This window comes from Kitasatospora sp. UYEF31 (genome assembly GCF_057291755.1).
The window spans coordinates 1-26796 of sequence record NZ_JBXAWK010000024.1; the positions used below are offsets into that span (position 1 = coordinate 1).

Consider the following 26796-nt stretch of genomic DNA (forward strand, 5'->3'; position numbering starts at 1 on the left):
CTTCGAGACGGCCGCCCTCATCCACCTCGCCGACTACCAAGAGTGATCAAGGCAGCCGGTGCGACCGGCAAAGGACTTCCGACGCGCTGCACTAGCTCCACCTGCCGCTTCGATCATGTACAAAAGTGCCCTGAACGATCTCCGGAGGGCACTTTTGTACACGACCGACGCGGCGGGCCGGGCGGACGCAGGCAGCCGAAAGCCCTCCGGACCATTGTGGTCGGAGGGCTTTCGGCTGTGCCGGTCAGGCCTGCTGACGCTTCTTCAGCACCAGTACGACACCGGCGACTGCGGCGAGCGAGATGATGATCTTGAAGAACTTGCCCATGGTGGACCCCCTCGAATAGTCGGTTCCTGCGCAGGGGACTTTACGCCAGGCGCCCGGGTGGCGGGTGCGGCGGCGGGAGTCAGCCGCCCGGAATGATCAGTTTTGCTCCATTTATTGCCCGACTGGACGGGGAAGCGGTCACTCTTTCGCTCGACCCCGTTACGCCGAACCGGCCAGGATGGTCGGTATGAACGCAGCGAACAGAGCATTGATCGAGGTGGGCGGACTCGCGGACGCACTGGCGTCTGGACGGCCGCCGGTTTTGTTGGACATCCGGTGGACCCTGGGCGGGCCGCCCGGGATCGGGGACTACCGCGCCGGGCACCTGCCCGGAGCCCGCTTCGTCGACATGGAGTCGGCCCTCGCCGCCCCGGCGGGCGGCCCGCGCGGGCGGCACCCGATGCCGGACGCCGCGGCGTTCACCGCGGCGATGCGGAATCTCGGCGTACGGAAGGACTCCGACGTCGTGGTCTACGACGGCGGGAACTCCATGGCCGCGGCGCGGTGCTGGTGGCTGTTGCGCTACTTCGGGCACGACCGGGTCCGGGTGCTCAACGGTGGATTCCAGGCCTGGGCCGCCGCAGATCAGCAGGTGACGACCGATGAGCCGCAGACCGGGACCGGCGATTTCACCGCGGTCCCCGGCGGCATGCCGCTGCTCGACGCGGAGGCCGCGGCGGAGCTCGCCGTGACCGGCACGCTGCTCGACGCCCGCGCGGGGGAGCGCTACCGGGGCGAAGTGGAACCGATCGACCTGGTGGCCGGACACATCCCCGGCGCGGTCAGCGCGCCGACGGCGGAGAACGTCAGCCCGGACGGGCACTTCAGGGCCGCCGGTGAACTGCGCGACCGCTTCGCCGGCCTCGGGGCCGGTCCCGGCGTCGAGGTGGGTGTGTACTGCGGCTCGGGAACCACGGCCGCGCACCAGGTGCTGGCTCTGGAGACCGCCGGTGTGCGCGCCGCGCTGTACGCGGACTCGTGGAGCGGCTGGATCACCGACCCGAACCGCCCGGTGGCCGTGGGGAAGTGACGGGCAGTCACGCAAAAGGGCCCACAGCTGAAGAAGCTGCGGGCCCTGTTCCGTACTGCGTTTTCGCTTGGTCCAGTCGTGTTCAGTCGTGCTTCTTGCGCCTGCTGCCGAAGACGATCTCGTCCCAGCTCGGCACCGTCGCCCGGCGGCCCGGACGGACTCCGTCCGCCTCGGCCTGCCGGTCGGTGGTGCCGACCAGGCGCTCACGGTGCGGTGTGACCACCCGCGGCACCAGGACGTTCTCGTACGCCGAACCCGCGGTGGACGCCGCGACACCGGCGGCCGCAGCAGGCTCCTGCTCCTGGTCGACATGGGGCGGTTCTAGACCGGGGACCACCGTCGGCCTCAGCCTCGAGCGTTCGCCGGGCATGTCGATCCGGGCGGCCTCGCGGACCGGCGGCTCGCCGCGCAGTCCGGGAACCGCGTCGAGCAGGCTCGTGATCGCGTCGTCGTCCTCACCCATGTCGCGCGGGATCGGCGCGAGACGCGGCCGGAACGGGAACGGCGTCTCCGTGTTCGGAGTCTGCTCGCCGATCAGCGAACGGGCCTCGTCGTCGTTCGCGGTGACCATGCGCCGCGGCGGATCGTAGGACCAGCTCGCCGAGTGCATCTCGCCGTCGGCGCGGTAGAGCAGCAGAACTTCCCAGGTGCCGTCGTCGCGCCGCCACGAGTCCCACTGGACCGACTCGGACTCGGCGCCGCGCAACAGCAGTCGCTCGGTGACGATCTCCCCGAGCTGCGGCCCGGTCGACTCGCCCTGCCGACGCACCGGCGTCTTGCGGGCGCGTTCGGCCATGAAGGCGCGTTCGGCGAGCACGGGACCTTCGAAACGGCGGACCCGGTCGACGGGGATCCCGGCGAGTTGGGCCACCTCTTCGGCGGTCGCGCCTGCTCTTATCCGTGCTTGGATGTCACGCGGCCTCAGTTGGCTTTCCACTTCGATCTCGATCTGGCCGAGTCTGGCGCGGTCACCCCGGACGGCGGCGCGAAGCCGTTCGTCGATAGGAAGGGTGTATTCAGTACCGTCGGCAGCCTTCAGCACCAATCGTGCGCCGTCGTTGCTGACAGCCACGACACGCAGTTCGGGCATAGGGACCTCCCGGGTGGTGCCTGCCGACGTCACCTGCGTCGCTGCTCCCGTTACGAGTGTGACCTGCCCAGCTGGCAGCGTGCCACAACCTGACCGAGTTGTCTGGCGTGTCGGATTTATCCCAACACTCCGTTTTGTCGCAATTGATCCCTGGCGAATGAGGCTCAGGGGTGCGGACCAGGGGATTCCGAGTCGATTCGTGCGGAAATCGGAAGACCGCCACAGTCGCCCCCGCGTCTCGGCGCATTGACCGGCACGGTTGTCGCACTGGGCCGAACCGGTGACCCCGAGCCGGAGCGCGGTGTCCGGCGGACCCGTACGAACCCGGTCGGCAATGTCCCGCCGACCGGCTGTGCCGTGCTGCCCCCTCTCCGCACAGGTGGAGAACCTGCGCGTAACCGTACTCCATTCGGGGGTTCTTGCGGGACTCAGCGCGCCGGATGGGCACGTCCGGCTTGCGCCGGGTCCGCCCGATCCGGGCAGCGTGATCTAGGTCACAAATTCGAGTCCGATGGAACGGAAACGAGATGTCTGGGGGTCTTCAAGGTGAGATCCCACTGAAAGAGCGGAAAGCCCGGAAAAACTAGGGAACATCCCTTATTCCCGAACTGTTCCAATCTTTTCCGCACAGGCAGTACAGCAAGGTGCAAGGAACGTGATGCAGGAGCGGCAACGAAGGACCGGACCGGACAGCGGACCCGCATCGGAACCGACCGCTGGATCGGAGCCAGCAACGGGCCCCGGCGCCGGGCCCGCCGAGCGGTCGGATGCCGTCCCCGAACCGGGCGGCAAGACGCGGATCGAGGTCAGCCTGCTCCAGGTGGGCGCGAGCGCGCTCGCCGCAGTGACCGCGGCGGTCCTGCTGTCCACCCTCGGCGCCGCCGGGACGGTCATCGGAGCGGCGATCACCTCGTTCATGGCCACGGTGGGCAGCGCGGTGTACTCACACGTGTTCCGCCGCACCAAGGAACAGATCGTCGACATCAGCGCCAAGCTGCCGCACATGGTGGCGAAGGAAGGCCCGCAGCCGGTCACGTACAGCGGGCGTCCCGGGGCCGCCTGTGACCTGGACGCGACCACGATGCTCCCGGTGACCGAGGTCCTGGAAGGCCCGACGGAGGGCACCCCCGCCGCGGGTCCGGACGTGGCTCCGGGCGGCCGGGCCCGGGGCCGTACATGGCTGGTGCGTTCCGCGGTGGCCGGCGCGGTGGTGTTCGTCGTCGCGATGGTGGTGGTCACGCTGGTGGAACTGGGCATCGGCCGGTCCCTCGGCAGTGTCTTCGGCCACGACGACAAGGGCGGAACATCCATCGGTGACACGTTCAGCGGCGGCGGCGGTACTCCGAAGCAGGAGGACCGGCAGCAGAAGGTCCCCGGTGGCGCGGACAAGTCGCCGGACCCGCGGAACCGGGGCTCGCAGGCCCCGGGTGGCTCGGGCACGAACCCGTCGTCCACCCCCGGCACCGGCGGCGGGAGCACACCGCCGTCCGGCACACCGAGCAGCACCCCGTCCGGCACACCGGGCAGTAGGACCCCCGACCCGGCCGGTTCACCCGGCGCGGCCACGGGCGGTCAGACCGCCGGTGGCACTGCGGGTGGTACGGCTGGTGGCACCGGCGGCGCGAACGCCGGGACCTCAACCGGCGCGGCCGGCGGCCAGGGAACCACAGCAGGCCAGGGCACCACAGCCGGTCAGGGCACCACAGCCGGGCAGGCCGCCGGGGGCCCGGGCGGCACCGGACAGGAAGCGGGCGGTACGGGGAACACCCGCAACCGCCCGATTCCGTAGGAGCCCGCTGGGACTCAGTCGCCCAGCACCCGGCGCAGGTAGTCGTTGCCGAAGCGGCGCTGCGGGTCGACCCGGTCGCGCAGTGCGGTGAACTCACCGAACTTCGGATACAGCTCTGCGAAGTCGGCGGCGGTACGGGTGTGCATCTTTCCCCAGTGCGGGCGGCCCCCGTAGCCGGTCATGATCTTCTCGACCGCGGTGAAGTACGCGTCGTTCGGCGACCCCTTGTAGGTGTGCACTGCGATGTACGCGGTGTCCCGGCCGTACGCCGTGGACAGCCACACGTCGTCGGCCGGGGCGGTGCGCACCTCCACCGGGAAGGAGATGTCCCAGCCCGAGCGGTCGATCAGGTCCTTGACCTCACGCAGCGCGGCGGGCACCACCTCCTGCGGGACCGCGTACTCCATCTCGGTGAACTTCACCCGGCGCGGGCTGACGAACACCTTGTGGGACGCGTCGGTGTACGTCCGGGCGCTCAGCGCCCTGCTGGAGATCCGGGCCGCCGGGCGGACGGTGCGCGGGGCGGCCTTCCCCAGCCTGCACAGGGCGCCGAACACCGCGTTGGACAGGATCTCGTCGTCCAACAGGTGCCGGGCCCTGGACAGCGGCTTCGCCGGCCCCGAGCTGCGGTTGTTCCGCTTGACGCTGCAGTCCTCGGTGTGCGGGAACCAGTAGAACTCGAAGTGCTCGTTGTCCTCGCGCAGTTCGTCGTACGACCCCAGGACCGTGTCCAGGCGCATCGGCTCCTCACGGGCCGTCAGCAGGAACGACGGCTCCACCGCGAAGGTGAGCGCGGTGACGATCCCGAGCGCGCCAAGGCCCAGACGGGCGGCGGCGAACAGCCCGGAGTTCTCTGTGGCCGAGCAGGTGGTGATCTCGCCGTCGGCGAGGACCAGCTCAAGGCCGCGGATCTGCGCGGTCAGTGCGGCCGACGCGCGGCCCGTCCCGTGGGTCCCGGTGCTGGTGGCCCCGGCCAGCGACTGCGCGTCGATGTCGCCCATGTTGGTCAGCGCCAGACCGAGCCCGTCGAGGATCTCGTTGAACCTGCCCAGGCGCAGCCCCGAGCCGACTGTGACGGCGCCCCCCTCGCGGTCCACGGTGTGCACGGTGGTCAGCCCTTCCGGGCGCACCTGGACACCGTCGGTGACCGCGACGGAAGTGAAGGAGTGCCCGGCGCCGACGGCCTTGACCGGCATGCAGTCGTCGGCCGCCCGACGCACCAGGGCGGACACTTCCTCGGCGCTGCCCGGGGTCTCGACCCGGCGTGGCTGCGCGGTCTGGTTCCCGGCCCAGTTGTGCCAGACGGACGGGGTTGTCATCGGAGCGGAGCTCAAGGCCGGTGCCTCCTGTGATGCGTAAGGACCCGCCCGCCCTGGCGTCGGTGCGAACGCGGGTGCAGGCGGCCAAGCAACGAGGTTGACGGGACCATACCCGCGGGTCACGTGTGTGCGGAAGGGCGTATCTCACAAGGCGTCACCCGGCGGTGATGGGCGCCTGCGCGCCACGCGGGCACGGCAGTGCGAGGATCGACGTATGCAACTCCCGCAGCCACCCGTGTCCGGTCCCCGGGGCTCCTCGGCCCAGGACGCCGAGCCGTTCGACGCCCTCCTCGTGCTCTCCTTCGGCGGCCCTGAGGGCCCCGGCGATGTGCTGCCGTTCCTGTCGAATGTCACCCGGGGCCGCGCCGTCCCCCGCGAGCGGCTCGACGAGGTCGTGGAGCACTACCTCGCGTTCGGCGGGGTCAGCCCGATCAACGGGCAGAACCGCAGGCTGCTCGCCGTCATCGAGGAGGACTTCGCCCGGCGCGGCGTCGCCCTGCGGGTCTACTGGGGCAACCGCAACTGGCGCCCCTACCTCGCCGACACCCTGCGGACGATGGCCGACGACGGGGTGCGCCGCGCCGCGGTGCTCGTCACCAGCGCGTACGCCTCGTACTCGGGCTGCGGGCAGTACCACGAGGACATGCTGGCGGCCCGTGCCGAAGTCGGCCCCCAGGCGCCGGTCCTGGACAAACTGCGGCACTACTTCAACCACCCCGGCTTCATCGCGCCGCTGGTGGACCACACCGTGGCGGCCCTGCTGGAACTGCCCGAAGCGGTACGGGACGACGCCCGCCTGGTCATGACCACCCACTCGGTGCCCGAGGCGACCGCCCGCACTTCGGGACCCGACGGCGACGCGTACGTCGCCCAGCACCAGGAAGTCGCCCGTCTTGTCGTCGAAGGGGTGGCCGCGCAGACCGGGCGGGAACACCCGTACGACCTCGTTTACCAGTCCCGCAGCGGCCCGCCGCAGGTCCCGTGGCTGGAACCCGACGTCAACGACCACCTGGCCGCCCTCAAGGACAAGGGCGAGCAGGCCGTGGTCCTGGTGCCCATCGGTTTTGTGTCCGACCACATGGAGGTCGTGTTCGACCTCGATGTCGAGGCCGTACGGACCGCTGCCGACCTGGGCATCACCCTCACCCGCGCGGCCACCACCGGTGACGACCCCCGGTTCGCGGCGGCCGTGACCGAGCTGGTCCTCGAAAGGGCGGCGGCCGTACGGGGGGAGCAGTCACTGCGCTGTGCGCCCGTGGACCCCGGCGCTGCCTGGGACGTGTGCCGCCCCGGGTGCTGTCCGGACCCCCGCTCCCTGCGGCCCGGCGCGGCAGCGGCGGCACCCGCGCCGCGCGGGGCGGCGCTGACCCAGGAGGTTGTGGCGGACCGGGGTGGGAGGATCAAGGAATGAGCACCCTTGACGACAACAGGACCGACCGAGAAGACCTGACGTCCCGGCTCCTCGAGGTGGCCCTCGAAGCCGCCCGCGCCGCAGGCTCGATGCTGGTCTCCGAACGCCCCGCCGATCTGCGGGTCGCCGCGACCAAGTCGTCCCCGGTCGATGTGGTCACCGAGATGGACACCCGCGCGGAGAAGCTGATCGTCGACCTCATCCGCTCGCACCGCCCGCTCGACGGCTTCCTCGGCGAGGAGGGCGCGGGGGAGCCCGGCACCTCCGGTGTGCGCTGGATCATCGACCCGGTCGACGGCACGGTGAACTACCTGTACGACCTGCCGGGCTGGGCGGTGTCGGTCTCCGCGGAACTCGACGGCGAGGCCCTCGCCGGCGCGGTCGCGGTCCCCAGCCTGGGCGAGGTGTTCCACGCTGTCCGCGGCGGCGGCGCGTTCCGCAACGGCGTGCGGGTCTCGGTCAACCAGGACACCGGCCTCGACCAGGCGCTGATCGGCACCGGGTTCGCCTATGTGCAGGAACGTCGCGTACGACAGGCCGCCGCGGTCGCGCAGCTCCTGGCCGAAGGCCGGGACATCCGCCGCCTCGGCGCGGCGGCGGCGGACCTGTGCCACGTCGCCTGCGGCCGGCTCGACGCGTTCTACGAACGCGGGCTCAGCCCGTGGGACAAGTCCGCCGGGATGCTCATCGTCCGCGAGGCCGGTGGACTGGCCGCGGACATCCTGCCGCAGGCCGACGGCTCAGTGCTGACATTGGCCGCCGGGCCCGGAACGTACAAGGAACTCGAAGAGGCACTGACGCGCTTTGCCGCGTAGCGCACACGGCGTCCGGGTGCTGCGCCCGGCCGCTGCGTCAGCAGGCGGAACGGCTTACGCCGCGTCGCTCAACACCTGGATGCCGTGCTCTGTGGCGAGGCGGCGCAGATCGTCCAGCTCCGCCTGTTCGACCTCCGCGAGGAAGTCGTCGCCGTTGTCGACAGCCAGCTTGAGGGCCGTCTCGGTGTCTCGTATGCGGCGGAGTACGCCGGCCGTGAACTCGTCCATATCGCTGTACCCCAAGTCGCTATGCCGTCGGCGGTTTCGGACGGTCTACCCCAAGTGCAACGCCCCGGAAACCACGGAACGCAACCGTGTCGCGACCTGTCGGTGAACATTTCGAAACAACACGGACGTTTACGGAGCAGTAGCAGGATGATTCCCTTTTTCGTGTCGGCTGACGCGCTCCGGCACTGTCCGACCTGTACGGCGCGCTCTTAACCTGGCTTTACCGTCCCGTGGTGCACGATGGCAGCACCGTCGGACGCAGTCCCCCAGGCGTGATTTCCTGCCAGCGGGAGGAACGGCTTCTTGAGGCCCACCGAGGACAGCGGCCGACGGGCCAACTCTGGAACACCGCACGGGTGGAGCCTGCCCCGTCCGGTGGAGACCGCGCACCACCAGCAGTGAGGAAGACCGGAACATGCGGGTTCTCGTCGTCGAGGATGAGCAGCTCCTGGCCGACGCCATCGCCACCGGCCTCCGCCGGGAGACGATGGCCGTCGACGTCGTCTACGACGGGGACGCCGCCCTTGAGCGGATCGCCGTCAACGACTACGACGTCGTCGTCCTGGACCGCGACCTCCCGCTCGTCCACGGCGACGACGTGGCCCGCGAGATCATCGCGACAGGGCTGCCCACCCGCATCCTGATGCTCACCGCCGCCGCCGACGTGTCCGACCGGGTCGAAGGCCTGGAACTGGGCGCGGACGACTACCTCCCCAAGCCCTTCGCCTTCAGCGAGCTGATCGCTCGCGTCCGCGCGCTGGGCCGCCGCGCGGTCTCGCCGCTGCCGCCCGTGCTCGAAGAGGCGGGCATCCGCCTCGACCCCAGCAAACGCGAGGTCACCCGCGACGGCCGCGACGTCAGCCTGTCACCCAAGGAGTTCGCCGTACTCGAGACGCTGATGCGCGCCGAAGGCGCGGCCGTCTCCGCCGAACAGCTTCTGGAGAAGGCCTGGGACGAGCACACCGACCCCTTCACCAACGTCGTACGGGTGACCGTTATGACACTGCGCCGCAAGCTCGGCGAACCGCCGGTCATCGTCACCGTGCCGGGGGCCGGCTACCGGCTGAGACCGCAGGAGGCGGCATGAGCGCCGCAGACCCGAGGAACACGGCAGACCGGGGGAACACGTCAGGCCCGGGGAACACCGCGGACGCTGGGAGCACCACGGGCCAGAAGGGCACCGCAGCCCCGGCCGCCGCCGCGACCCCGCCGCGGCCCGGCCGGCCGCCCCGCCCCAGCGCCCCCCCGCGGCCCACCCCTCCCGTCAGAGCGCCGGTCGCCCGGCGTCTCGTCCTGGGCCGTGAATCAGCCGAAGCGACGTCCCGGCACGGCTATTACGGCCCCGAGTGGCTGCGGCCCTCGATCCGGATGCGGCTGACCGCGCTGTACGGCGGCATGTTCCTCATCGCCGGGGTGCTGCTCCTGAGCACGGTCTACCTCCTGGTCCGCCAACGGCTGCAGGAAGGCCGGCTCACCCTTCCCGAGCTCGGTCCGGGCGTCGTGCTGATGTCGGGCAACCGCGAACTGACCCCCGAACAGGCCCAGCGGTGGCAGGACTCCCTGCAGAACCGGCAGCGCGACCTCGTCTTGAACTCCCTGCTCCAGCAGTCCCTGATCGCCCTGGTGCTGCTCGCCGTCATCGCCTTCGGCTTCGGCTACCTCATGTCCGGGCGGGTGCTGCGCCCACTGGGCCGGATCACCGCGACGGCACGTGAGGTCGCCTCCTCCAACCTGCACCGGCGCATCGACCTGGACGGCCCGGACGACGAGCTCAAGGAACTGGCCGACACGTTCGACGACATGCTCGACCGCCTCGACCGGTCGTTCGAGTCGCAACGAAAATTCGTGGCCAACGCGTCGCATGAACTCCGTACGCCGCTGGCCATCAGCCGGACCCTGCTCGAAGTGCACCTCGGCGACCCTGAGGCGCCACCGGAGCTCAAACAGCTGGGCAAGACGCTCCTGGCCACCAACGAACGCAGTGAACGGCTCATCGAAGGGCTGCTCCTGCTAGCCCGCAGCGACAACGAACTCACCGACCGCAAGCCGGTCGACGTGGGCGAAGTCGCCCGGCGCGCGATGGACCAGACGGTCGCCGAGGCCGCGGACAAGCAAGTCGTCCTGCGGGACAACATCGCCCCGGCGGTGGTCGCCGGAAACGGTGTGCTGCTCGAACGCGTCGCACTCAACCTCGTCCAGAACGCCGTCCGGTACAACGCGCCCGACGGCTGGGTGGAGGTCGGGACCGCGAGCGCCAACGGCACCGTGCTGCTGACCGTGTCCAACACGGGGCCGATCGTCCCGGCGTACGAAGTGGACAACATGTTCGAGCCGTTCCGGCGGCTGCGCACCGAACGCACCGCGTCGGACAAGGGCGTCGGGCTCGGGCTGTCCATCGTGCGCTCGGTGGTCCGCGCCCACGACGGCTGGATCGAGGTCGAGCCGCGGGCCGAGGGCGGACTGATCATGCGGATCGGCCTCCCGGCCTCCGCGCCTACGGCCTGACCTGATCCGGCACGGCCTGGCTGAATACGTACAACGGGAAGGGACTGCCGTGCGGTGGTCCCTTCCGGCGTTCCCGGCGGGCGCGTGACTGTCGTCACAGCACGCGGTGTGCCTGGACATTTGCCGAAAGGGCAGAGCTCAACTTACGGTGTCGTAAGTTACGACACCGTAAGGGGCCCGACCGGGCCCCGTCCGGCCCTCACCCCGCACACTGGAGACCTCGTGACCCTCATCGCATCCGCGCCCACCGGGATCGACCTCCTGCGCGACTTGGAGCCGGTCGTCGGCCGCGAGCTCGACCGCCACCTGTCGCTGGCCAAGGAGTGGTTCCCGCACCAGTACGTCCCCTACAGCCTGGGCCGCGACTTCGACGGTGTCCTGGCGGGCGGTGAGGCCTGGAACGTGGAGCAGTCCTCGCTCACCGAGGTCGGCCGCGTCTCGCTGACGCTGAACCTGCTGACCGAGGACAACCTCCCCAGCTACCACTTCGAGATCGCGAACATGTTCGGCCGCGACGGGGCCTGGGGCACCTGGGTGCACCGCTGGACCGCGGAGGAGGGCCGCCACGCGATCGTCATCCGCGACTACCTGATGGCCGCCCGCGCCGTCGACCCGGTGATGCTGGAGCGCTCCCGCATGGAGCACATGGAGGCCGGCTACCAGGGCGACATGTCGAACCCGCTCCACATCGTGGCGTACGTGACGTTCCAGGAGCTGGCCACCCGCGTCTCGCACCGCAACTCCGGCCGCGTGTGCGGCGACCCGCTCGCCGAGCAGTTGCTCGCCCGGGTCGCCACCGACGAGAACCTGCACATGGTCTTCTACCGCAACCTGCTCAAGGAGTCGTTCCAGCTGGCGCCTGACGCGGCGATGCGGGCGGTCACCGACATGGTCACCGACTTCCGGATGCCCGGCCACGGAATCTCCGGCTTCGAGCGCGCCGCGGTGAAGATGGCTGTGGGGAACGTCTACAACCTGCGCATCCACCTCGACGAGGTGATCATGCCGGTGCTGCGCAACCTCAAGGTCATGGAGCGCACCGACCTGGGCCCCGAGGGTGAACTGGCCCGCGAGCAGCTGGCCGCGTTCCTCATCGAGATCGAGAGCCAGGCCAAGCGCTTCGACGAGACCCAGGCGAAGTACCTGGCCCGCCAGGCGGCGCGCGGTCGCTGAACAATCTTTTCGTACGGATGAGGGGCCCGACTGCGACGTGCAGTCGGGCCCCTCATCCGTACAAGAGCGCAGGCTTTGGACTTCCAAGCGTCTTTCAGGGACACCTTGCCGCCCATCTTGCCGCCCATCTTGAGTACCGCACCCTCCTAGGTCCGGCCTGCGACGCCCACCATGACGGCGATCGACGCCAGGGTCAGCAGCACCGCGACCAGATTGCCCCGCAGTGGCATGTCGCCGCCGGCGGTCAGGACCGGCTGGAGCATCGCGGAGAACGGCGGGATGTACGCCAGCGCCTCACCCGCGGAGTTCCCGCTCCTCAGCCCGACGGCGAACACCAGGACAGAGCTGCCCACCAGCAGGCTCGTGGCCGGGCCGAGGACGTTCTGCGGGTCCTCCTGCCGGGAGACCCGGGCCGCGGCGATCGCGAACACGCAGGCGTAGAAGCCGTAGCCCAGGACGAACCACAGCACCACCAGGACGGCCGGGTAGACCATCGAGCCGTCCGGTGACGCCGTGCCCGTCGGCTGGACGGAGATCAGGCCCACCGCGGCCGTCAGGAGCATCTGCAGGAGCCCGAGCAGCCCGATGCCGAGGATCTTCCCGGCGGGCATCACCCGCACCTTGACGCCCAGTGCGAGCGCGGGGGCCGTCACCACCTGCTCGAAGCGCTGCTGCTGCGGCCCGGCGAACGCGACGTCGAGCAACGCCTGCTCGTCGGTGCCGTCCGTCAGCTCCACCAGGGTGCCTGCCGGGTCGTACGAGACGACCCGTACGCCGGTCAGACCGCCGGCCCAGTCGGCGGCGGCCCCGTCGACCTCCACCCGGTAGCGGACGCCGCGGTCGCCGTTGCGCAGTTCGCGCACCGCACTCCTCCGAACATGTGATATTTCACAACTCTCCTGCGGAGAACGCGCCATGACCAAACGTCAAGTCGGTATGCCGACAGTCACGTCCGGGCCGGTCGCGGCACCGTGTCCGCCACACTCCCGCCCGGTCACCCGGCGCGTCGCGCGCGCATTCCGTACCCGACCCCCGACCCTTGGCCGGGGCCGGTTCCCCCCGTGGGCCCCCGCTGATCAACGATCTACGTGGCGGATACACTCCCGTCGGCCGCCGCCCCCGGGGGGCCGGCCCCGCCTGGGGGAGGGGGCGCGGCGAACCGCTGGAAGATCAACTCGACGGTGCCACGGCTTCTGTCGGAATATGGACGCCTTTATGGCGCTATAGTGTCGCCCGACACCTCGCCGAGCGACGATGTTGTCACCGTATGTACGAGGCCCGAGATCGGACCTCCGGTGAGAAAGAGCCCCACTGCGTGCAGCATGAAGCCGCCCAACGCGGGGCAGAAACCGGATTCGGTCACCCTTTCGGGGCTCGATTGGATGTCGATTGAGTAACACGCCTTGATGTGCGGCAAAATTTCCGCTTCAGGTCGGGCACAACTTCGGCCTCCGAAGCGTTACGTGCGCTGAGGACAGCGTTCAACGCGACCCACTGAACTGATACACCGATTGGCAGATCTACCCGGAGGGGGAGCAACATGGCCACCGACTACGACACCCCGCGCAAAACCGATGATGACCTCAGCGAGGACAGCCTTGAGGAACTGAAGGCCCGCCGCGTCGACAAGTCCGCCGGAGCCGTCGAGATCGACGAGTTCGACGCCAACGAATCCTTGGAGCTGCCCGGAGCGGACCTCTCCAACGAGGAGCTGTCCGTCCGCGTGCTGCCGCGCCAGGCCGACGAGTTCACCTGCTCGTCCTGCTTCCTGGTGCACCACCGCAGCCAGCTGGCCAAGGAGAAGGACGGGCAGTTCACCTGCCGCGACTGCTCCTGAGCAGTAGGAACAGCAGCACGCCCGACCCGTAACGGTCATCGGTGGCACGCACAGTGCCCGCGAAAACAGAGAACGTCCGCCAGGTACACGGCGGACGTTCTTGGCGTTTCAGGGGGTTCCCGCGTGCTGCCCGGGGTGTTCGGGAGTTGCCCGGCGGGCTGCCCGGGGACTGCACGGCTGGCTTCCCGGTCTCAGACGCGCGCGTTGCGCTGGACCGCGTCGAGGATCCCGGCCAGCTGCGCCGGACGCCGCGACGAGATGTAGAGGTACGGCGTGGGGTCGGCCGGATCGACGACCTCGATCTTCACCGCCGTCTTCACGTAGCTGCGCAGGAGCATGAACGCCCGCACGTCGGAGCGCTCCATCCGCAGGGCCCGCGCTTCCTCCTGGTCCAGCACGCGGGCCTCGCCCAGGGCACTCAGCGGGATCCGGGCCCGGCCCGCGGTCAGTTCCGTGCCGGACACGGTGAGCCGTTGTCTGCCGTACGCGATCAGGGCGGCACCGGTGAGCGCCGCCCCCGCTGCGGCGGAGAGCACCGCCGCCACCGGGCCGAAGCCCAGGGCCACGAGCCCGAAGGAGGCCCCCATGAGAAGGGCGAGGGCCCACCAGGAACCGGGGACACTGAGTCGCTCGCTGTATGCCTGCATGGGGGCAGCCTATTTGTTGCCCGGCGCAGCAGGCCGACCGGCTGGGCCGCCCCGTCGCCGCGGCACCCGGGTCAGCGCACCCGCCGCCGGCGGCTCAGCGTGTCCAGAATCCGACCCACCCGCTCCGGCGGGTTCCGCACCCCGGTCGCCACCGCCTTCGCGTAGTCAGACACCGTCGTCGGCGCGAGCGAATCGAGCACCGCACCCGTCTTCGCGTCGTTCCCCACGAGATAACGCGCCCGCGGCCGCGGCACCGTCAGAGCCAGCCGCACCGCCTTGGCCACCGGCGCCGGATCGGGCAGGTCCTTGGCCCGCCCCAGGATCTCGTCGGCCACGTCGTACGAATCGCTGTACGCCGACGTCTTACGCGGCGGCAGCCGGTCGGCGCTCGACTCCCAGATGTTCGTGCCGAAACTGCCCGGCTCGATCAGCACCACCTTCACCCCGAACTGCGCCGTCTCGATGCGCAGCGCGTCGGTCATCGCCTCAAGACCCTGCTTGCTCGCGCAGTACCAGCCGAGGAACGGGGCGGACACCCGCCCTGAGATCGACGAGATGTTGACGATCCGGCCGCTGCGCCGCTCACGCATCTGCGGCAGCACCAGGCGGGCGATCCGGGCGGGGGCGATCAGGTTGGTCTCCAGCTGGGCGCGCACCTGGTCGTCGTCCACGTCCTCGATGGCTCCGGGCTGGGCGTATCCGGCGTTGTTCACCACCGCCCACGGGCCGCCGCCGGTCATCGTGGCGATCTCGGTGAACGCGCGCACCGTGGAGGTCTGGTCGGTGACGTCGAGCAGGACGGTGCGGACCCCCACGTCGGCGCGTTCGGCGGCGTCGCGCAGCCGCTCGGCCTTGTCCGCGTCGCGGGCCGTACCGATCACGTCGAAACCGGCCCCCGCGAGCTCGAGGACGGTGGACAGGCCGATCCCGCTGGTAGCTCCGGTGACGACCACGCTCTTGGTCATACGGGGTCCCGTTCCTTGGTGCGGTGGTGGAGCTTCCGGTCGGCACCGACCGTAGTCGTACGGGTCGCCGCACCACCAACCTGTGCCGGTGCCGGGAGGGCGCTGAAGATCCGGGCAGCGCCCTCCCGGGTCGCCGCGCCGGTAGGCTCTCCGGGCGCGGGCCCCGGCTGCGGCGAACCATGTGCCGCAGGGCCCGCAGCCGAATATTCCGAGGTGGATCTGTGGGCTCCGACCCTGTCAACGACCCCGTCGACGTGCTGATCCAGCGCCTGGACGACGGGATCGACCTCCCGGCGTACGCGCTGCCCGGTGACGCGGGGGCCGATCTGCGTACGACGGTGGACGTCGAACTCGCCCCAGGCGAGCGCGCGGTGGTGCCCACGGGGATCGCCATCGCGCTCCCCGACGGCTACGCCGCGTTCGTGCACCCGCGCTCCGGGCTGGCGGCCCGCTACGGAATCGCACTGGTGAACGCCCCGGGGACCATCGACGCGGGATACCGTGGCGAGATCCGGGTCATCGTGGTGAACCTCGATCCGCGCAACAATGTCACGTTCAGCCGCGGCGACCGGGTCGCCCAGCTGGTCGTCCAGAAGGTGGAACGGGCACGTTTCCACGAGGTCGGCGTACTTCCGGGTTCAGACCGGGGCGAAGGCGGATTCGGGTCGACCGGCGGGCACGCAGCCGGGGCTGGTATCGGTTGACCGGAACAGGTAGCGGAACAGGTAGTAGTGCGTCAGCACTGGCAGGACCGATGATGGGGGTAGGCCGCGCGGGGAGAAACCCGCGAGCGACGGCCGCCGACCGGGAAGGAAAGTGACGTGTTCGGACGTCGTCGACGCAAAGAGGACTCCGCCGAGGCGGTGGAGGAGGTCACCACTGACCTCGACACCGCCGAAGTGGCCGCGGACGGGGACGAGGACGCCGTAGACGACGACGTCCACCGTGTGCTTCCGCCGGCGCCCCGCCCCGACGGGCCGTGGGACCCCTCCGAGCTGGAGGACCCGGCCGAGGGACGGGTCGATCTCGGTGGCCTGATGATCCCGGCCGTCGAGGGGATGGAACTGCGGGTCGAGGTCGCGGGCGAGCAGATCGTCGCCGCCACCGTGATCATCGGGGACAGCGCCGTGCAGCTCCAGGCGTTCGCCGCGCCGCGCCGCGAGGGCCTGTGGCACGAGATCCGCAAGGAGATCGGCGCCGGCATCACGGCGCAGGGCGGCATCGTCGACGAGCAGGAGGGCAACCTCGGCTGGGAGCTGCGTTCGCAGGTCCCGGTGCAGCTGCCGGACGGCACGACGGGCGCTCAGCTGGTGCGCTTCGTCGGCTGTGACGGTCCCCGCTGGTTCCTGCGCGGTGTGATCTCCGGACGCGCCGCGGTCGAGCCGTCCGCCGGGCCGGTCCTGGAGGAGGTGTTCCGGGAGACCGTGGTCATCCGGGGCAACGACCCGATGGCCCCCCGCGAGCCGGTCCTGCTGAAGCTGCCGGAGAACGCGCAGTTGGACTCCGCCGCGGGCGCTGTCCTGCCCGAGCCGGGCGGGGCTTCCCAGCCGACCGAGCAGAGCCGCTTCGGGGGCGACATAAGCCTCATGTCGCGCGGCCCGGAGATCTCCGAGCTCCGCTAGCGCGTGCAGTAGAAGGCAGCAGAAGATACAGAGCCCGGGGCCACCTGTTCGCAGGTGGCCCCGGGCCTTTGCGTTTCCAAGACGGGCGTACGGGTCGCCACGTGGCGGGAAGCCACTCGCGCGGGTCGTTCCCTACGCCGTTATCCGCTCCGGCATAAAGAGCGTCAGAGGCAACGTTCCCGCTGGTCGGAGCCCTGTAGGGGAGGTTCGGCGCCACCCTGCGTCAAGACGGCGTCAAGATGCCGACCCGCAGTGTCAGGGGCGCGATAACGGAACCAGTTTTGCGAATTTTGTCCGTTTTGACGTTGCTATCAATGAGCCTGCGACGGACCGCAAGGGCCCGTCCGGTTTCAAGGAGCAATCCCGCGCCATGGCTGATCTTCTCTTCGTGACCGTCACGGTCGCGTTCTTCGCCGTAGTAGCGGCCCTCGCCAAGGGGGTCTCGCGACTGTGAGCGCCGAAATGATCGCCGGTCTGTGTGTCGCCGTGGCCCTGCTGGGCTACCTGGTGTTCGCCCTGATCTTCCCGGAGAAGTTCTGATGTCCTCCACCCTGGCGGGGGCCCTCCAGCTCACCCTCCTCATAGCCCTGCTCGCCGCGGTGCACGTCCCGTTCGGCGACTACATGGCCCGCGTCTACTCCAGCCCCAAGCACCTGCGGGTGGAGCGCTGGACCTACAAGGCGATCGGGGCCGACCCGGACAACCAGCAGCGCTGGGGCATCTACCTGCGCAGCATCCTGGCGTTCTCGCTGTTCTCGATGCTGGGCCTGTACGGGATCCTGCGGCTCCAGGACCACCTGCCGTTCAGCCTCGGCATGCCCGGCATGAAGGCCGACCAGGCGTTCAACACCGCCGCGTCCTTCACCGCGAACACCAACTGGCAGTCCTACTCCGGTGAGACGGCCCTGGGCCACACCGCGCAGATGGCCGGGCTGACCGTACAGAACTTCGTCTCCGCAGCCGTCGGCATGGCCGTCGCCATCGCGCTGGTCCGCGGGTTCGCCCGGTCCAGGACCGGCGAACTGGGCAACTTCTGGGTCGACCTGGTCCGCGGCTGCTTCCGGATCCTGCTGCCGATCGCGGTGATCGGCACGATCGTGCTGGTCGCGAACGGCACCATCCAGAACCTGGCCGACCCGCACACGGTGAACACCCTCTCCGGCGGCACCCAGACGATCACCGGCGGCCCGGTGGCCTCGCAGGAGGTCATCAAGGAACTCGGCACCAACGGCGGCGGGTTCTACAACGCCAACTCCTCGCACCCCTTCGAGAACCCGAACGCGGTCAGCAACCTGTTCGAGATCTTCCTGATCCTGATCATCCCGATGTCGCTGCCGCGCACCTTCGGCAGGATGGTCGGGTCGGTCAAGCAGGGGTACGCGATCCTCGCCGTGATGGCGACCATCTGGTTCGCCGCCGTCCTGCTGATGTGGTGGAGCGAGGCCAACGGCCACGGCACCGCGCCGGAACTGGCCGGTGGCGCGATGGAGGGCAAGGAACAGAGGTTCGGCATCCCCGGCTCCTCGGTCTTCGCGGTGTCCACCACGATGACGTCGACCGGTGCGGTCAACTCCTTCCACTCGTCCTTCACCGGGCTCGGCGGCGGCATCACGCTCGTCGGCATGATGCTCGGCGAGATCGCCCCGGGCGGCACCGGATCCGGCCTCTACGGCATGTTGATCATGGCGGTCATGGCGGTGTTCATCGCCGGACTGATGGTCGGCCGTACGCCCGAATACCTCGGCAAGAAGATCGGCGCCGCGGAGATGAAGATCGTCGCGCTGTACATCCTCGTCGTCCCCGCCACGATCCTCACCTTCACCGGCATCGCCCTCGCGATGCCCGGCCAACGTGCCTCGATCCTCAACGCGGACTCACCGCACGGCATGAGCGAAGTCCTCTACGCCTTCACCTCCGGCGCCAACAACAACGGCAGCGCCTTCGCCGGACTGAGCGCGAACACCGAGTTCTACAACGTCGCCATCGGCTTCGCGATGCTCATCGGACGGTTCATCACCATCACCCTGGTGCTCGCCCTGGCCGGACGCCTGGCCGAACAGAGCCCCGTCCCACAGACGGCGGGAACGCTGAAGACCTACCGGCCGCTGTTCGTCGGCACGCTCATCGGCGTGATCCTCATCATCACCGGACTCACCTACTTCCCGGCGCTCGCGCTCGGACCGCTCGCTGAGGGTCTGTCATGAACCGTGCACCGTCCCAGATGAAACCCCCCGTCGCGGAGCGCCCGATGACCACCACCCTTGAAGCCGGACCGGTAACAGAACAAGAACCCTCCCGGGTCGGCGCCGGACTGTTCGAACCCCGCCAACTGATCAGGTCGCTGCCCGACGCGGTCCGCAAGATGGACCCGCGCGTCATGGTCAAGTCGCCGGTCATGTTCGTGGTCGAGATCGGCTCGGTCCTCACCACCGTCATCGCCTGCAAGGACCCGAGCGTCTTCGCCTGGGTGGTCACCGTCTGGCTGTGGCTCACCGTCGTCTTCGCCAACCTGGCCGAAGCGGTGGCCGAAGGCCGCGGCAAGGCCCAGGCCGAATCGCTGCGCAGGGCCAAGACCGACACCGTCGCCCGCCGCCTCACCGCGACCGGCGAGGAGGAAGTCTCCGGTACGGAACTGCGCATCGGCGACCGTGTCGTGTGCGAGGCCGGGGACATCATCCCCGGCGACGGCGATGTGGTCGAAGGCGTCGCCTCGGTCGACGAGTCGGCGATCACCGGCGAGTCCGCCCCCGTGATCCGGGAGTCCGGCGGCGACCGCTCGGCTGTCACCGGCGGCACCAAGGTGCTGTCCGACCGGATCGTCGTGCAGATCACCACCAAGCCCGGCGAGACCTTCATCGACCGGATGATCGCCCTCGTCGAAGGCGCGGCCCGGCAGAAGACGCCGAACGAGATCGCGCTGAACATCCTGCTCTCCGCGCTCACGATCGTCTTCCTGTTCGCGGTCGTCACACTTCAGCCGATGGCGGTCTACAACAACGCCGAACAGCCGATGATCGTCCTGGTCGCGCTGCTCATCTGCCTGATCCCCACCACGATCGGCGCGCTCCTGTCGGCGATCGGCATCGCCGGCATGGACCGGCTGGTGCAGCGCAACGTCCTGGCCATGTCGGGCCGCGCGGTCGAAGCGGCGGGCGACGTGTCCACGCTGCTGCTCGACAAGACCGGCACCATTACGTACGGAAACCGGCAGGCCTCGGAGTTCGTACCCGTAGGTGACGCCTCGGAGGCCGAACTGGCCGACGCGGCCCAGCTTTCCTCGCTGGCCGACGAGACGCCCGAAGGCCGGTCCATCGTGGTCCTGGCCAAGGAGCGGTACGGCCTGCGGGAGCGGCACGAGGGCGAGCTGCTCCACGCCGAGTGGATCACCTTCACCGCACAGACCCGTATGAGCGGCGTCGACGTGGACGGCCGCAAGGTCCGCAAGGGCGCCACCGCCTCAGTCATCACCTGGGTCGAGCAGCGCGGCGGCCACGTGCCCACCCGTACGGCCGAAACGGTCGAGGCGATCTCCGGTGCCGGCGGCACCCCGCTCCTGGTCGCGGTGGAGGACGCCGAAGGCGCCCGCGTCGTCGGCGTGATCCACCTCAAGGACGTCGTCAAGGACGGCATGCGGGCCCGCTTCGACGAACTGCGCCGCATGGGCATCAAGACCATCATGATCACCGGCGACAACCCGCTCACCGCCAAGGCGATCGCGGACGAGGCCGGAGTGGACGACTTCCTCGCGGAGGCGACGCCCGAGGACAAGATGGCGCTGATCAAGCGCGAACAGGCCGGCGGCAAGCTCGTCGCGATGACCGGCGACGGCACGAACGACGCCCCCGCGCTGGCCCAGGCTGACGTCGGCGTGGCCATGAACACCGGAACCTCGGCCGCCAAAGAGGCCGGGAACATGGTGGACTTGGACTCCGACCCCACCAAGCTCATCGAGATCGTGGAGATCGGCAAGCAACTGCTGATCACCCGCGGCGCGCTGACAACGTTCTCGATCGCGAACGACGTCGCCAAGTACTTCGCGATCATCCCCGCGATGTTCGCCGGTATCAGCGGACTCGGGGGACTGGACACCCTCAACATCATGCGGCTGGCCACCCCCGAGTCGGCGATCGTCTCGGCGGTCATCTTCAACGCGCTGATCATCGTGGTGCTCATCCCGCTGGCCCTGCGCGGCGTGCGCTACCGGCCGATGTCCGCCGACAAGATGCTCTCCCGCAACCTCCTGGTGTACGGGCTCGGCGGCCTGGTCGCCCCGTTCCTCGGCATCAAGATCATCGACCTGCTCGTCTCGCTCATCCCTGGGATCGGCTGATATGTCCACCACCGCTGGCACCCGGCTCCGCGTCTTCGGCGCGGCCCTGCGCGGCTTCCTCGTCCTGACCGTGATCCTCGGCATCGCCTACCCGCTGCTCATGACCGGCATCGCCCAGGCCGTCTTCCCCGACAAGGCCGACGGCTCCAAGGTCACCGCGAAGGGCAAGGAGGTCGGATCCTCGCTCCTCGGCCAGTCGTTCGACCTCCTCGACGCCAAGGGCACCCCGGTGCTCTTCGACGGCGAGGGTAAGGAAGTCCTCGCGGGTGAGGACGGCACCTCGTACACCTACATCGCCGGCGGGGTACCGCTGACCTCAGAGCAGGCCGCGGGCGTGTCCACCGCACCCGACCCCAAGTGGTTCCAGCCGCGCCCTTCGGCGGGCTCGTACGACCCGCTGGCGTCCGGTGCTTCCAACCTCGGTCCGGAGAACGCCGACCTGGTCGCTTCGATCAAGTCCAGGAAGAGCCAGGTCGCGCAGTTCAACGCCGTACCCGAAACGGCTGTTCCGGTGGACGCCGTCACAGCGTCGGCCTCGGGCCTCGACCCGCACGTCTCACCTGCGTACGCCAGGCTCCAGGCCGCACGGGTGGCCGAGGCCCGGCACCTGGACCCGGCGAAGGTGCGCAGACTGGTGGAGGACCACGTCCAGTCGCCGGTGATCGGCTTCCTCGGGGAGAAGCGGGTCAACGTGCTCGAACTGAATGCGGCCCTGGCCAAGCAGTCCGGCTGAGTCTGCCGCGTCGGTCATGTGCAAAATGCCCCTACAGAGATCATTAAAGGGATTTTGTACATGATCGACGCAGTTGGATCCTAGAGAATGAGCCCCATGGCACGCGGCAGACTACGTATCTACCTCGGCGCGGCACCCGGCGTCGGCAAGACCTACGCCATGCTCGGCGAGGCCCGCCGCCGCGCCGAGCGCGGCACAGACATCGTGGTCGGCTTCGTCGAATGCCACGGCAGAGCCCGTACGGAAGAAGTCCTGGACGGCCTCGAAGTCGTCCCGCGCCGCAGCGTCGAATACAAAGGCGCGTACTTCACCGAACTCGACACCGACGCGGTCATCGCCCGCAAGCCCCGCATCGCGCTGATAGACGAGCTCGCCCACACCAACGTCCCCGGCTCCCGCAACGCCAAGCGCTGGCAGGACGTCGAGGAACTCCTCGACGCGGGCATCGACGTCATATCCACGGTCAACGTGCAGCACCTGGAATCACTCAACGACGTCGTCGAGTCGATAACCGGGGTCCCGCAGCGCGAGACCGTGCCCGACGCGGTCGTCCGCCGCGCGGAGCAGATCGAGCTTGTCGACATGTCGCCGCAGGCGCTGCGCCGCCGGATGGCACACGGCAACATCTACGCGCCGGAGAAAGTCGACGCGGCACTGTCGCACTACTTCCGGCCCGGCAACCTGACCGCGCTGCGCGAGCTGGCGCTGCTGTGGGTCGCCGACCGGGTCGACGAATACCTCCAGGACTACCGGCACGAGCACGACATCCGGGCCACCTGGCCGGCCCGCGAACGGATCGTGGTCGGCCTCACCGGCGGGCCCGAGGGGGAGACCCTGATCCGGCGGGCCGCCCGGATCGCCACCCGCGGCTCAGGCGGGAAGCTGATGGCCGTCCACATCGCCTCCAGCGACGGCCTCACCGGCGCCGACCCGGCCGCGCTGGCCAAACAGCGGGCCCTGGCCGAATCCCTGGACGGCACCTACCACTCCGTCATCGGCGACGACGTCCCCCGGGCCCTGCTCGACTTCGCGCGCGGCGCCAACGCCACCCAGGTGGTCCTCGGGTCGTCCCGCCGCAAGGCCTGGCAGTACCTCTTCGGCCCCGGCGTCGGCGCGACCGTCGCGGCGCTGTCCGGGGACGACATCGACACGCACATCGTCACGCACGAGCAGGCGGGCGTAGGCCGCGCCTGGCGGCCCCCGGGGTCCGCCGTCGGCCGCAGACGCCGGATCGTCTCCTGGGCGCTCACCGTCGTCGGCCCGGCCGCCATGACCGTCCTGCTCACCGCCACCCGCGACTCGCACGACCTGCCCACCGAGATCCTGTCGTTCCTGACCCTGACGGTGGCCGTCGCGCTGCTCGGCGGGCTGATCGCCTCGTCCGTCACCGCCGTCGTCGCGTCGCTGCTGCTCAACTATTACTTCACCCCGCCGACCCACACGTTCACGATCTCCGACCCGGCGAACATGCTCGCGCTCGGCGTGTTCCTGTTCGTCGCGATCGCAGTCGCCTCGGCGGTCGACCTCGGGGCCCGGCGCACCCGCCAGGCCGCCCGCAGCCAGGCCGAAGCCGAGACACTGAGCTTCCTGGCCGGGAGCGTGCTGCGCGGCGAGCAGGCACTGCCCGCGCTTCTTGAGCGGGTCCGGGAGACCTTCGGCATGTCGTCGGTGGCGCTCCTGGAACGCACTGGAGGCCGCGGCCCGTGGACGTGCGTCGGGAGTACGGGGGACGATCCGGTGACTAGGCCGGAAGACGGTGATGTGGACGTCCCCGTGTCCGAGAACCTCGCGCTCGCGCTGAGCGGACGCGTACTCCCGGCCGCCGACCGGCGGGTGCTGGCGGCCTTCGCCGCCCAGGCGGCGGTGGTCCTCGAACGGCGCAAACTCGTCGCCGAAGCCGCGCAGGCCCGGCGCCTCGCCGAAGGCGACAAGATCCGTACGGCACTGCTCGCGGCCGTGTCCCACGACCTGCGGACACCGCTGGCGACGATCAAGGCGAGCGTCTCCAGCCTGCGCGCGGACGACGTGGAGTTCTCCGACGAGGACCAGGCCGAACTGCTCGAATCGATCGAGGGCGGCGCGGACCGGCTCGACGCCCTCATCGGCAACCTGCTCGACCTCAGCCGGCTCCAGACCGGCACCGTCGTCCCGATCGTCGAGGAGATCTCCCTCGACGAGGTGGTCCCCGGAGCGCTGGCCGGAGTGCCGCCCGACTCCGTGGTCCTGGACATCCCCGAGACCACCCCGACCGTGCTGGCCGACGCCGGGCTCCTCGAACGTACGGTGGCCAACATCGTGGAGAACGCGGTCAAGTACTCCCCGGCGGGCCGCCGGGTCCACGTGTCGGCGGGGGCCGTCCTCGACCGCGTCGAACTCCGGGTGGCCGACCGCGGCCCCGGCGTGCCCGACGAGGCCAAGGAGCAGATCTTCGAGGCCTTCCAGCGGCTCGGCGACGCACCCGCGGGCAACGGCGTCGGACTCGGACTCGCGGTGGCCCGCGGCTTCGCCGAGGCCGTGGGCGGCACGCTGACCGCGGAGGACACACCCGGCGGGGGGCTCACGATGGTCCTGAGCCTGCAGACCGGGCGGTCCCCGGCCGATCTTCCGGATCAGTCCCCAGTCCAGTTTCCAGCCCAGTCCCCAGTCCACACGGAACCCACAGAAGGAACACTCATATGACCAGGGTCCTGGTCGTGGACGACGAACCGCAGATCGTCCGCGCGCTCGCCATCAACCTCAAAGCGCGCAAATACGAAGTGGAGACCGCGTACGACGGAGCCACCGCACTCCAGCTCGCCGCCGACACCCACCCCGACGCGGTACTCCTCGACCTCGGCCTGCCCGACATCGACGGCGTCGAGGTGATCAAGGGCCTGCGCGGCTGGACCAAGGTGCCGATAATCGTCCTCTCCGCCCGGCAGGCCTCCCAGGAGAAGGTCGCCGCGCTCGACGCGGGAGCCGACGACTACGTGACCAAGCCGTTCGGCATGGACGAGCTCCTCGCCCGGCTCCGGGCGGCGGTCCGCCGGGCCGCGCCCGCCGACGAACTGGCCGTGGTCGTGACCGCGTCGTTCACCGTGGACCTGGCCGCGAAGAAGGCGTCCCGCGACGGCGTCGACATCCGGCTCACCCCGACCGAGTGGCATCTCCTCGAAGTGTTGGTCCGCAACCCGGGGCGCCTGGTCGGGCAGCGGCAGCTCCTCCAGGAGGTCTGGGGCCCGCAGTACACCACCGAGACCAACTACCTGCGGGTCTACATGGCCCAGCTGCGCCGCAAACTGGAGACCGACGCGGCCCACCCCAGGCACCTGCTGACGGAGCCGGGGATGGGATACCGCTTCGAGGCCTGAGCTCCGGGCCTTGGGTCCGGGCCTTGGGTTTTGAACTCTGGGTTTTGAACTCTGGGTTTTGAGCTCTGGGTTTTGAGCTCTGGTGTTTCGAGCTCTGGGTTTCGGGCTCTGGTGTTCTGAGCTCTGAGCGGGTGTGGAGCTCCAGGGCCTTCCACCCGGGCGGTCCCGCGGGCCGACCCGGTAACCTCGCTCGTATGAGTGGTACTGCCGGGGTCGAGCGGGGTCAGGGTCGCCTGAAGCGGATGTTCAGCCGCTGGGCTTCCACGCATGAGGAACTGCACGCCGAGGAGCTGCAACAGGACGCCCAGCAGCTGGGGTGCACCCGGATCGCCGATGTGGTCGAGCGGGAGCTGGTCACTGTGGGTGGCACACTGCGTACAGTTACCTTCCGGCCCCGGGCCGGAGTCCCCGCCCTCGAGGCGGAACTGTACGACGGCAGCGGCGCGGTGTCGGTCGTCTGGCTGGGTCGGCGGAAGATCGCCGGGATCGAGCCGGGCCGGCAGCTGGTCGCCCGCGGCCGGGTCACCACAGCCCAGGGCCGCCCGGTCCTGTTCAACCCCCGCTACGAACTGCGCCCGACCGGTCGGGAGTGAGGATCAGCGTGACCCCGGAGTTGGAAGACCCCCAGCCCGCCAAGGCCCGCAGTCGGTTCCTGCCGACCGGGACCCCGGCGTCCGGCGACGGAGCCCCGTCGATCATCGACGCCTTCGGCGGCCTCCGCGGCATGATCGACATGACGGTGCCCGGCCTGGTGTTCCTGGTCGCCTACACGGTCACCAAGTCGCTCAACACCTCCGTGTGGATCTCCGTCGGGCTCGCCGCCGCCATAGCGGTGCTGCGACTGCTGCGCCGCGAGACGCTGCAGCACGCGATCGGCGGGTTCCTCGGCGTGGGCATCGCGGCCTTCGTCGCGTACAAGTCCGGCGAGGCGAAGAACTTCTACCTCACCGGCATGCTGCTCTCGGTCGGCTACGCGGTGGCGTACGTCGTCTCGATCCTCGTCAAGTGGCCGTTGCTCGGCGTCTTCCTGGGCCCGGTCCTCGGCGAGAACTTCGAATGGCGGAAGCACCCGGCCCGGCTCGCCGCCTACACCAAGGCCAGCTGGATCTGGGTCGCGATGTTCGTGCTGCGGATCGTCGTGATGTTCCCGCTGTACTGGGCGGACCAGTTCACCGCGCTCGGGGTGGCCAAGGCCGCGCTCGGCGTGCCGCCGTGGCTGGTGGCCATCTACCTGTCCTGGCTGCTGCTGTCCAAGGCGCCGCCGCCGGTGAAGGCGGCTGCGGAGGGCGATCCGGCGGACGGCGCGACGGATGCCCCGGAGGCTGGTTCGGCCAGTGCTGTGACCACGGAGACGACAGTGGAACCGATGGACGTCAAAACCGGACGCGAGCCTCGGACGGAAACTCTCTGAGAGCCCTGAAGGCTCGCAAAACAACCAAAAACCTGGCAACGGCGGTTATCCGGCAGTGTTTTTTTGAACACAGCCGGAGCCGCCGTTTCATTTTTGGTCGTTATGTGAATGCCAGCTGGTTTTTCACGCGATCGGCGTAACCGCGTGCCTACCTTCGTTGTTAGACCTTGCGTTACGTGAAGGGCGGGAATGGGCCCGTTCCGCGAAAGCGGG

The 26796-nt window shown here is 69.5% G+C and carries 24 protein-coding genes; 18 read left to right on the plus strand and 6 right to left on the minus strand.

Features of this window, described 5'->3' with window-relative positions; genetic code table 11:
- Window positions 1-515: 515 nt before the first annotated feature.
- Entirely contained in the window at window positions 516-1358 is an 843-nt protein-coding gene (locus tag AC0Z36_RS14365; protein ID WP_485463234.1) for a sulfurtransferase, read from the plus strand.
- Between the two features lie 82 nt (window positions 1359-1440).
- Here the strand turns inward: AC0Z36_RS14365 and sepH are convergent, their stop codons facing one another.
- On the minus strand, window positions 1441-2481 hold the full coding sequence (gene sepH, locus AC0Z36_RS14370; protein ID WP_485463235.1) for a septation protein SepH: 1041 nt from the start codon (window positions 2479-2481) through the stop codon (window positions 1441-1443).
- Between the two features lie 622 nt (window positions 2482-3103).
- Here sepH and AC0Z36_RS14375 point away from each other — a divergent pair.
- Window positions 3104-4237, plus strand: a complete 1134-nt coding sequence (locus AC0Z36_RS14375; protein ID WP_485463236.1) for a hypothetical protein — start codon at window positions 3104-3106, stop codon at window positions 4235-4237.
- A 14-nt stretch (window positions 4238-4251) separates the two neighbouring features.
- Here the strand turns inward: AC0Z36_RS14375 and AC0Z36_RS14380 are convergent, their stop codons facing one another.
- Window positions 4252-5556 carry a D-arabinono-1,4-lactone oxidase gene (locus AC0Z36_RS14380; protein WP_485463237.1) on the minus strand — a complete coding sequence of 435 codons (1305 nt, stop codon included), beginning with the start codon at window positions 5554-5556 and terminating at the stop codon, window positions 4252-4254.
- A gap of 214 nt (window positions 5557-5770) precedes the next feature.
- Here AC0Z36_RS14380 and AC0Z36_RS14385 point away from each other — a divergent pair, with 214 nt between their 5' ends.
- Window positions 5771-6967 (plus strand): ferrochelatase, encoded by a 1197-nt coding sequence (locus tag AC0Z36_RS14385; protein WP_485463238.1) that lies wholly within the window; start codon window positions 5771-5773, stop codon window positions 6965-6967.
- Window positions 6964-7782 (plus strand): inositol monophosphatase family protein, encoded by an 819-nt coding sequence (locus tag AC0Z36_RS14390; RefSeq protein ID WP_485463239.1) that lies wholly within the window; start codon window positions 6964-6966, stop codon window positions 7780-7782. Before AC0Z36_RS14385 ends, AC0Z36_RS14390 begins: the two co-directional genes overlap by 4 nt.
- Window positions 7783-7836: 54 nt before the next feature.
- Here the strand turns inward: AC0Z36_RS14390 and AC0Z36_RS14395 are convergent, their stop codons facing one another.
- Complete coding sequence (locus AC0Z36_RS14395) at window positions 7837-8010, minus strand: hypothetical protein (RefSeq protein WP_485463240.1); 174 nt, start codon at window positions 8008-8010, stop codon at window positions 7837-7839.
- A gap of 415 nt (window positions 8011-8425) precedes the next feature.
- On the opposite strand from AC0Z36_RS14395, the gene AC0Z36_RS14400 reads away from it, so the two are divergent.
- The 3 genes from AC0Z36_RS14400 to AC0Z36_RS14410 all read left to right on the plus strand — a co-directional run bounded on the left by AC0Z36_RS14400 (window position 8426) and on the right by AC0Z36_RS14410 (window position 11688).
- Window positions 8426-9097, plus strand: a complete 672-nt coding sequence (locus AC0Z36_RS14400) for a response regulator transcription factor (protein WP_485463241.1) — start codon at window positions 8426-8428, stop codon at window positions 9095-9097.
- Window positions 9094-10515 (plus strand): sensor histidine kinase, encoded by a 1422-nt coding sequence (locus AC0Z36_RS14405; RefSeq protein ID WP_485463242.1) that lies wholly within the window; start codon window positions 9094-9096, stop codon window positions 10513-10515. The genes AC0Z36_RS14400 and AC0Z36_RS14405 overlap by 4 nt, the downstream gene beginning before the upstream one ends.
- Window positions 10516-10737: 222 nt before the next feature.
- Complete coding sequence (locus AC0Z36_RS14410) at window positions 10738-11688, plus strand: acyl-ACP desaturase (protein WP_485463243.1); 951 nt, start codon at window positions 10738-10740, stop codon at window positions 11686-11688.
- A gap of 146 nt (window positions 11689-11834) precedes the next feature.
- Here the strand turns inward: AC0Z36_RS14410 and AC0Z36_RS14415 are convergent, their stop codons facing one another.
- Window positions 11835-12551: an ABC transporter permease gene (locus tag AC0Z36_RS14415; protein ID WP_485463244.1), complete on the minus strand. Its 717-nt coding sequence runs from the start codon at window positions 12549-12551 to the stop codon at window positions 11835-11837.
- A 677-nt stretch (window positions 12552-13228) separates the two neighbouring features.
- On the opposite strand from AC0Z36_RS14415, the gene AC0Z36_RS14420 reads away from it, so the two are divergent.
- Window positions 13229-13525 carry a DUF4193 domain-containing protein gene (locus AC0Z36_RS14420; protein WP_485463245.1) on the plus strand — a complete coding sequence of 99 codons (297 nt, stop codon included), beginning with the start codon at window positions 13229-13231 and terminating at the stop codon, window positions 13523-13525.
- A gap of 191 nt (window positions 13526-13716) precedes the next feature.
- On the opposite strand, the gene AC0Z36_RS14425 is transcribed toward AC0Z36_RS14420, so the two are convergent.
- Complete coding sequence (locus AC0Z36_RS14425; protein ID WP_485463246.1) at window positions 13717-14172, minus strand: DUF3093 domain-containing protein; 456 nt, start codon at window positions 14170-14172, stop codon at window positions 13717-13719.
- 71 nt (window positions 14173-14243) lie between these two features.
- Window positions 14244-15137 (minus strand): SDR family oxidoreductase, encoded by an 894-nt coding sequence (locus AC0Z36_RS14430; protein ID WP_485463247.1) that lies wholly within the window; start codon window positions 15135-15137, stop codon window positions 14244-14246.
- A gap of 221 nt (window positions 15138-15358) precedes the next feature.
- Between AC0Z36_RS14430 and dut the strand changes: the two genes are divergently transcribed.
- The 10 genes from dut to AC0Z36_RS14480 all read left to right on the plus strand — a co-directional run bounded on the left by dut (window position 15359) and on the right by AC0Z36_RS14480 (window position 26583).
- A complete protein-coding gene (gene dut / locus AC0Z36_RS14435; RefSeq protein ID WP_485463248.1) occupies window positions 15359-15841 on the plus strand; it encodes a dUTP diphosphatase in 483 nt (160 codons plus the stop codon).
- Window positions 15842-15958: 117 nt separating this feature from the next.
- Window positions 15959-16759, plus strand: coding sequence for a DUF3710 domain-containing protein (locus AC0Z36_RS14440; protein ID WP_485463249.1), 801 nt, complete (start codon window positions 15959-15961; stop codon window positions 16757-16759).
- A 450-nt stretch (window positions 16760-17209) separates the two neighbouring features.
- Complete coding sequence (gene kdpF / locus AC0Z36_RS14445; RefSeq protein ID WP_485463250.1) at window positions 17210-17299, plus strand: K(+)-transporting ATPase subunit F; 90 nt, start codon at window positions 17210-17212, stop codon at window positions 17297-17299.
- Window positions 17299-18963, plus strand: a complete 1665-nt coding sequence (gene kdpA / locus AC0Z36_RS14450; RefSeq protein WP_485463251.1) for a potassium-transporting ATPase subunit KdpA — start codon at window positions 17299-17301, stop codon at window positions 18961-18963. Before kdpF ends, kdpA begins: the two co-directional genes overlap by 1 nt.
- Before the next feature lie 44 nt (window positions 18964-19007).
- Window positions 19008-21089 carry a potassium-transporting ATPase subunit KdpB gene (kdpB, locus tag AC0Z36_RS14455; RefSeq protein ID WP_485463252.1) on the plus strand — a complete coding sequence of 694 codons (2082 nt, stop codon included), beginning with the start codon at window positions 19008-19010 and terminating at the stop codon, window positions 21087-21089.
- 1 nt (window position 21090) lies between these two features.
- Window positions 21091-21822: a potassium-transporting ATPase subunit C gene (locus AC0Z36_RS14460; protein ID WP_485463253.1), complete on the plus strand. Its 732-nt coding sequence runs from the start codon at window positions 21091-21093 to the stop codon at window positions 21820-21822.
- Between the two features lie 96 nt (window positions 21823-21918).
- On the plus strand, window positions 21919-24501 hold the full coding sequence (locus AC0Z36_RS14465) for a DUF4118 domain-containing protein (protein WP_485463254.1): 2583 nt from the start codon (window positions 21919-21921) through the stop codon (window positions 24499-24501).
- The gene (locus tag AC0Z36_RS14470) at window positions 24498-25172 is read left to right on the plus strand and encodes a response regulator (RefSeq protein ID WP_485463255.1); all 675 of its coding nucleotides are present in this window, start codon (window positions 24498-24500) and stop codon (window positions 25170-25172) included. Before AC0Z36_RS14465 ends, AC0Z36_RS14470 begins: the two co-directional genes overlap by 4 nt.
- 194 nt (window positions 25173-25366) lie before the next feature.
- Complete coding sequence (locus tag AC0Z36_RS14475) at window positions 25367-25765, plus strand: OB-fold nucleic acid binding domain-containing protein (protein WP_485463256.1); 399 nt, start codon at window positions 25367-25369, stop codon at window positions 25763-25765.
- 8 nt (window positions 25766-25773) lie between these two features.
- A complete protein-coding gene (locus tag AC0Z36_RS14480; protein WP_485463257.1) occupies window positions 25774-26583 on the plus strand; it encodes a DUF3159 domain-containing protein in 810 nt (269 codons plus the stop codon).
- The last annotated feature ends 213 nt before the right edge of the window (window positions 26584-26796 follow it).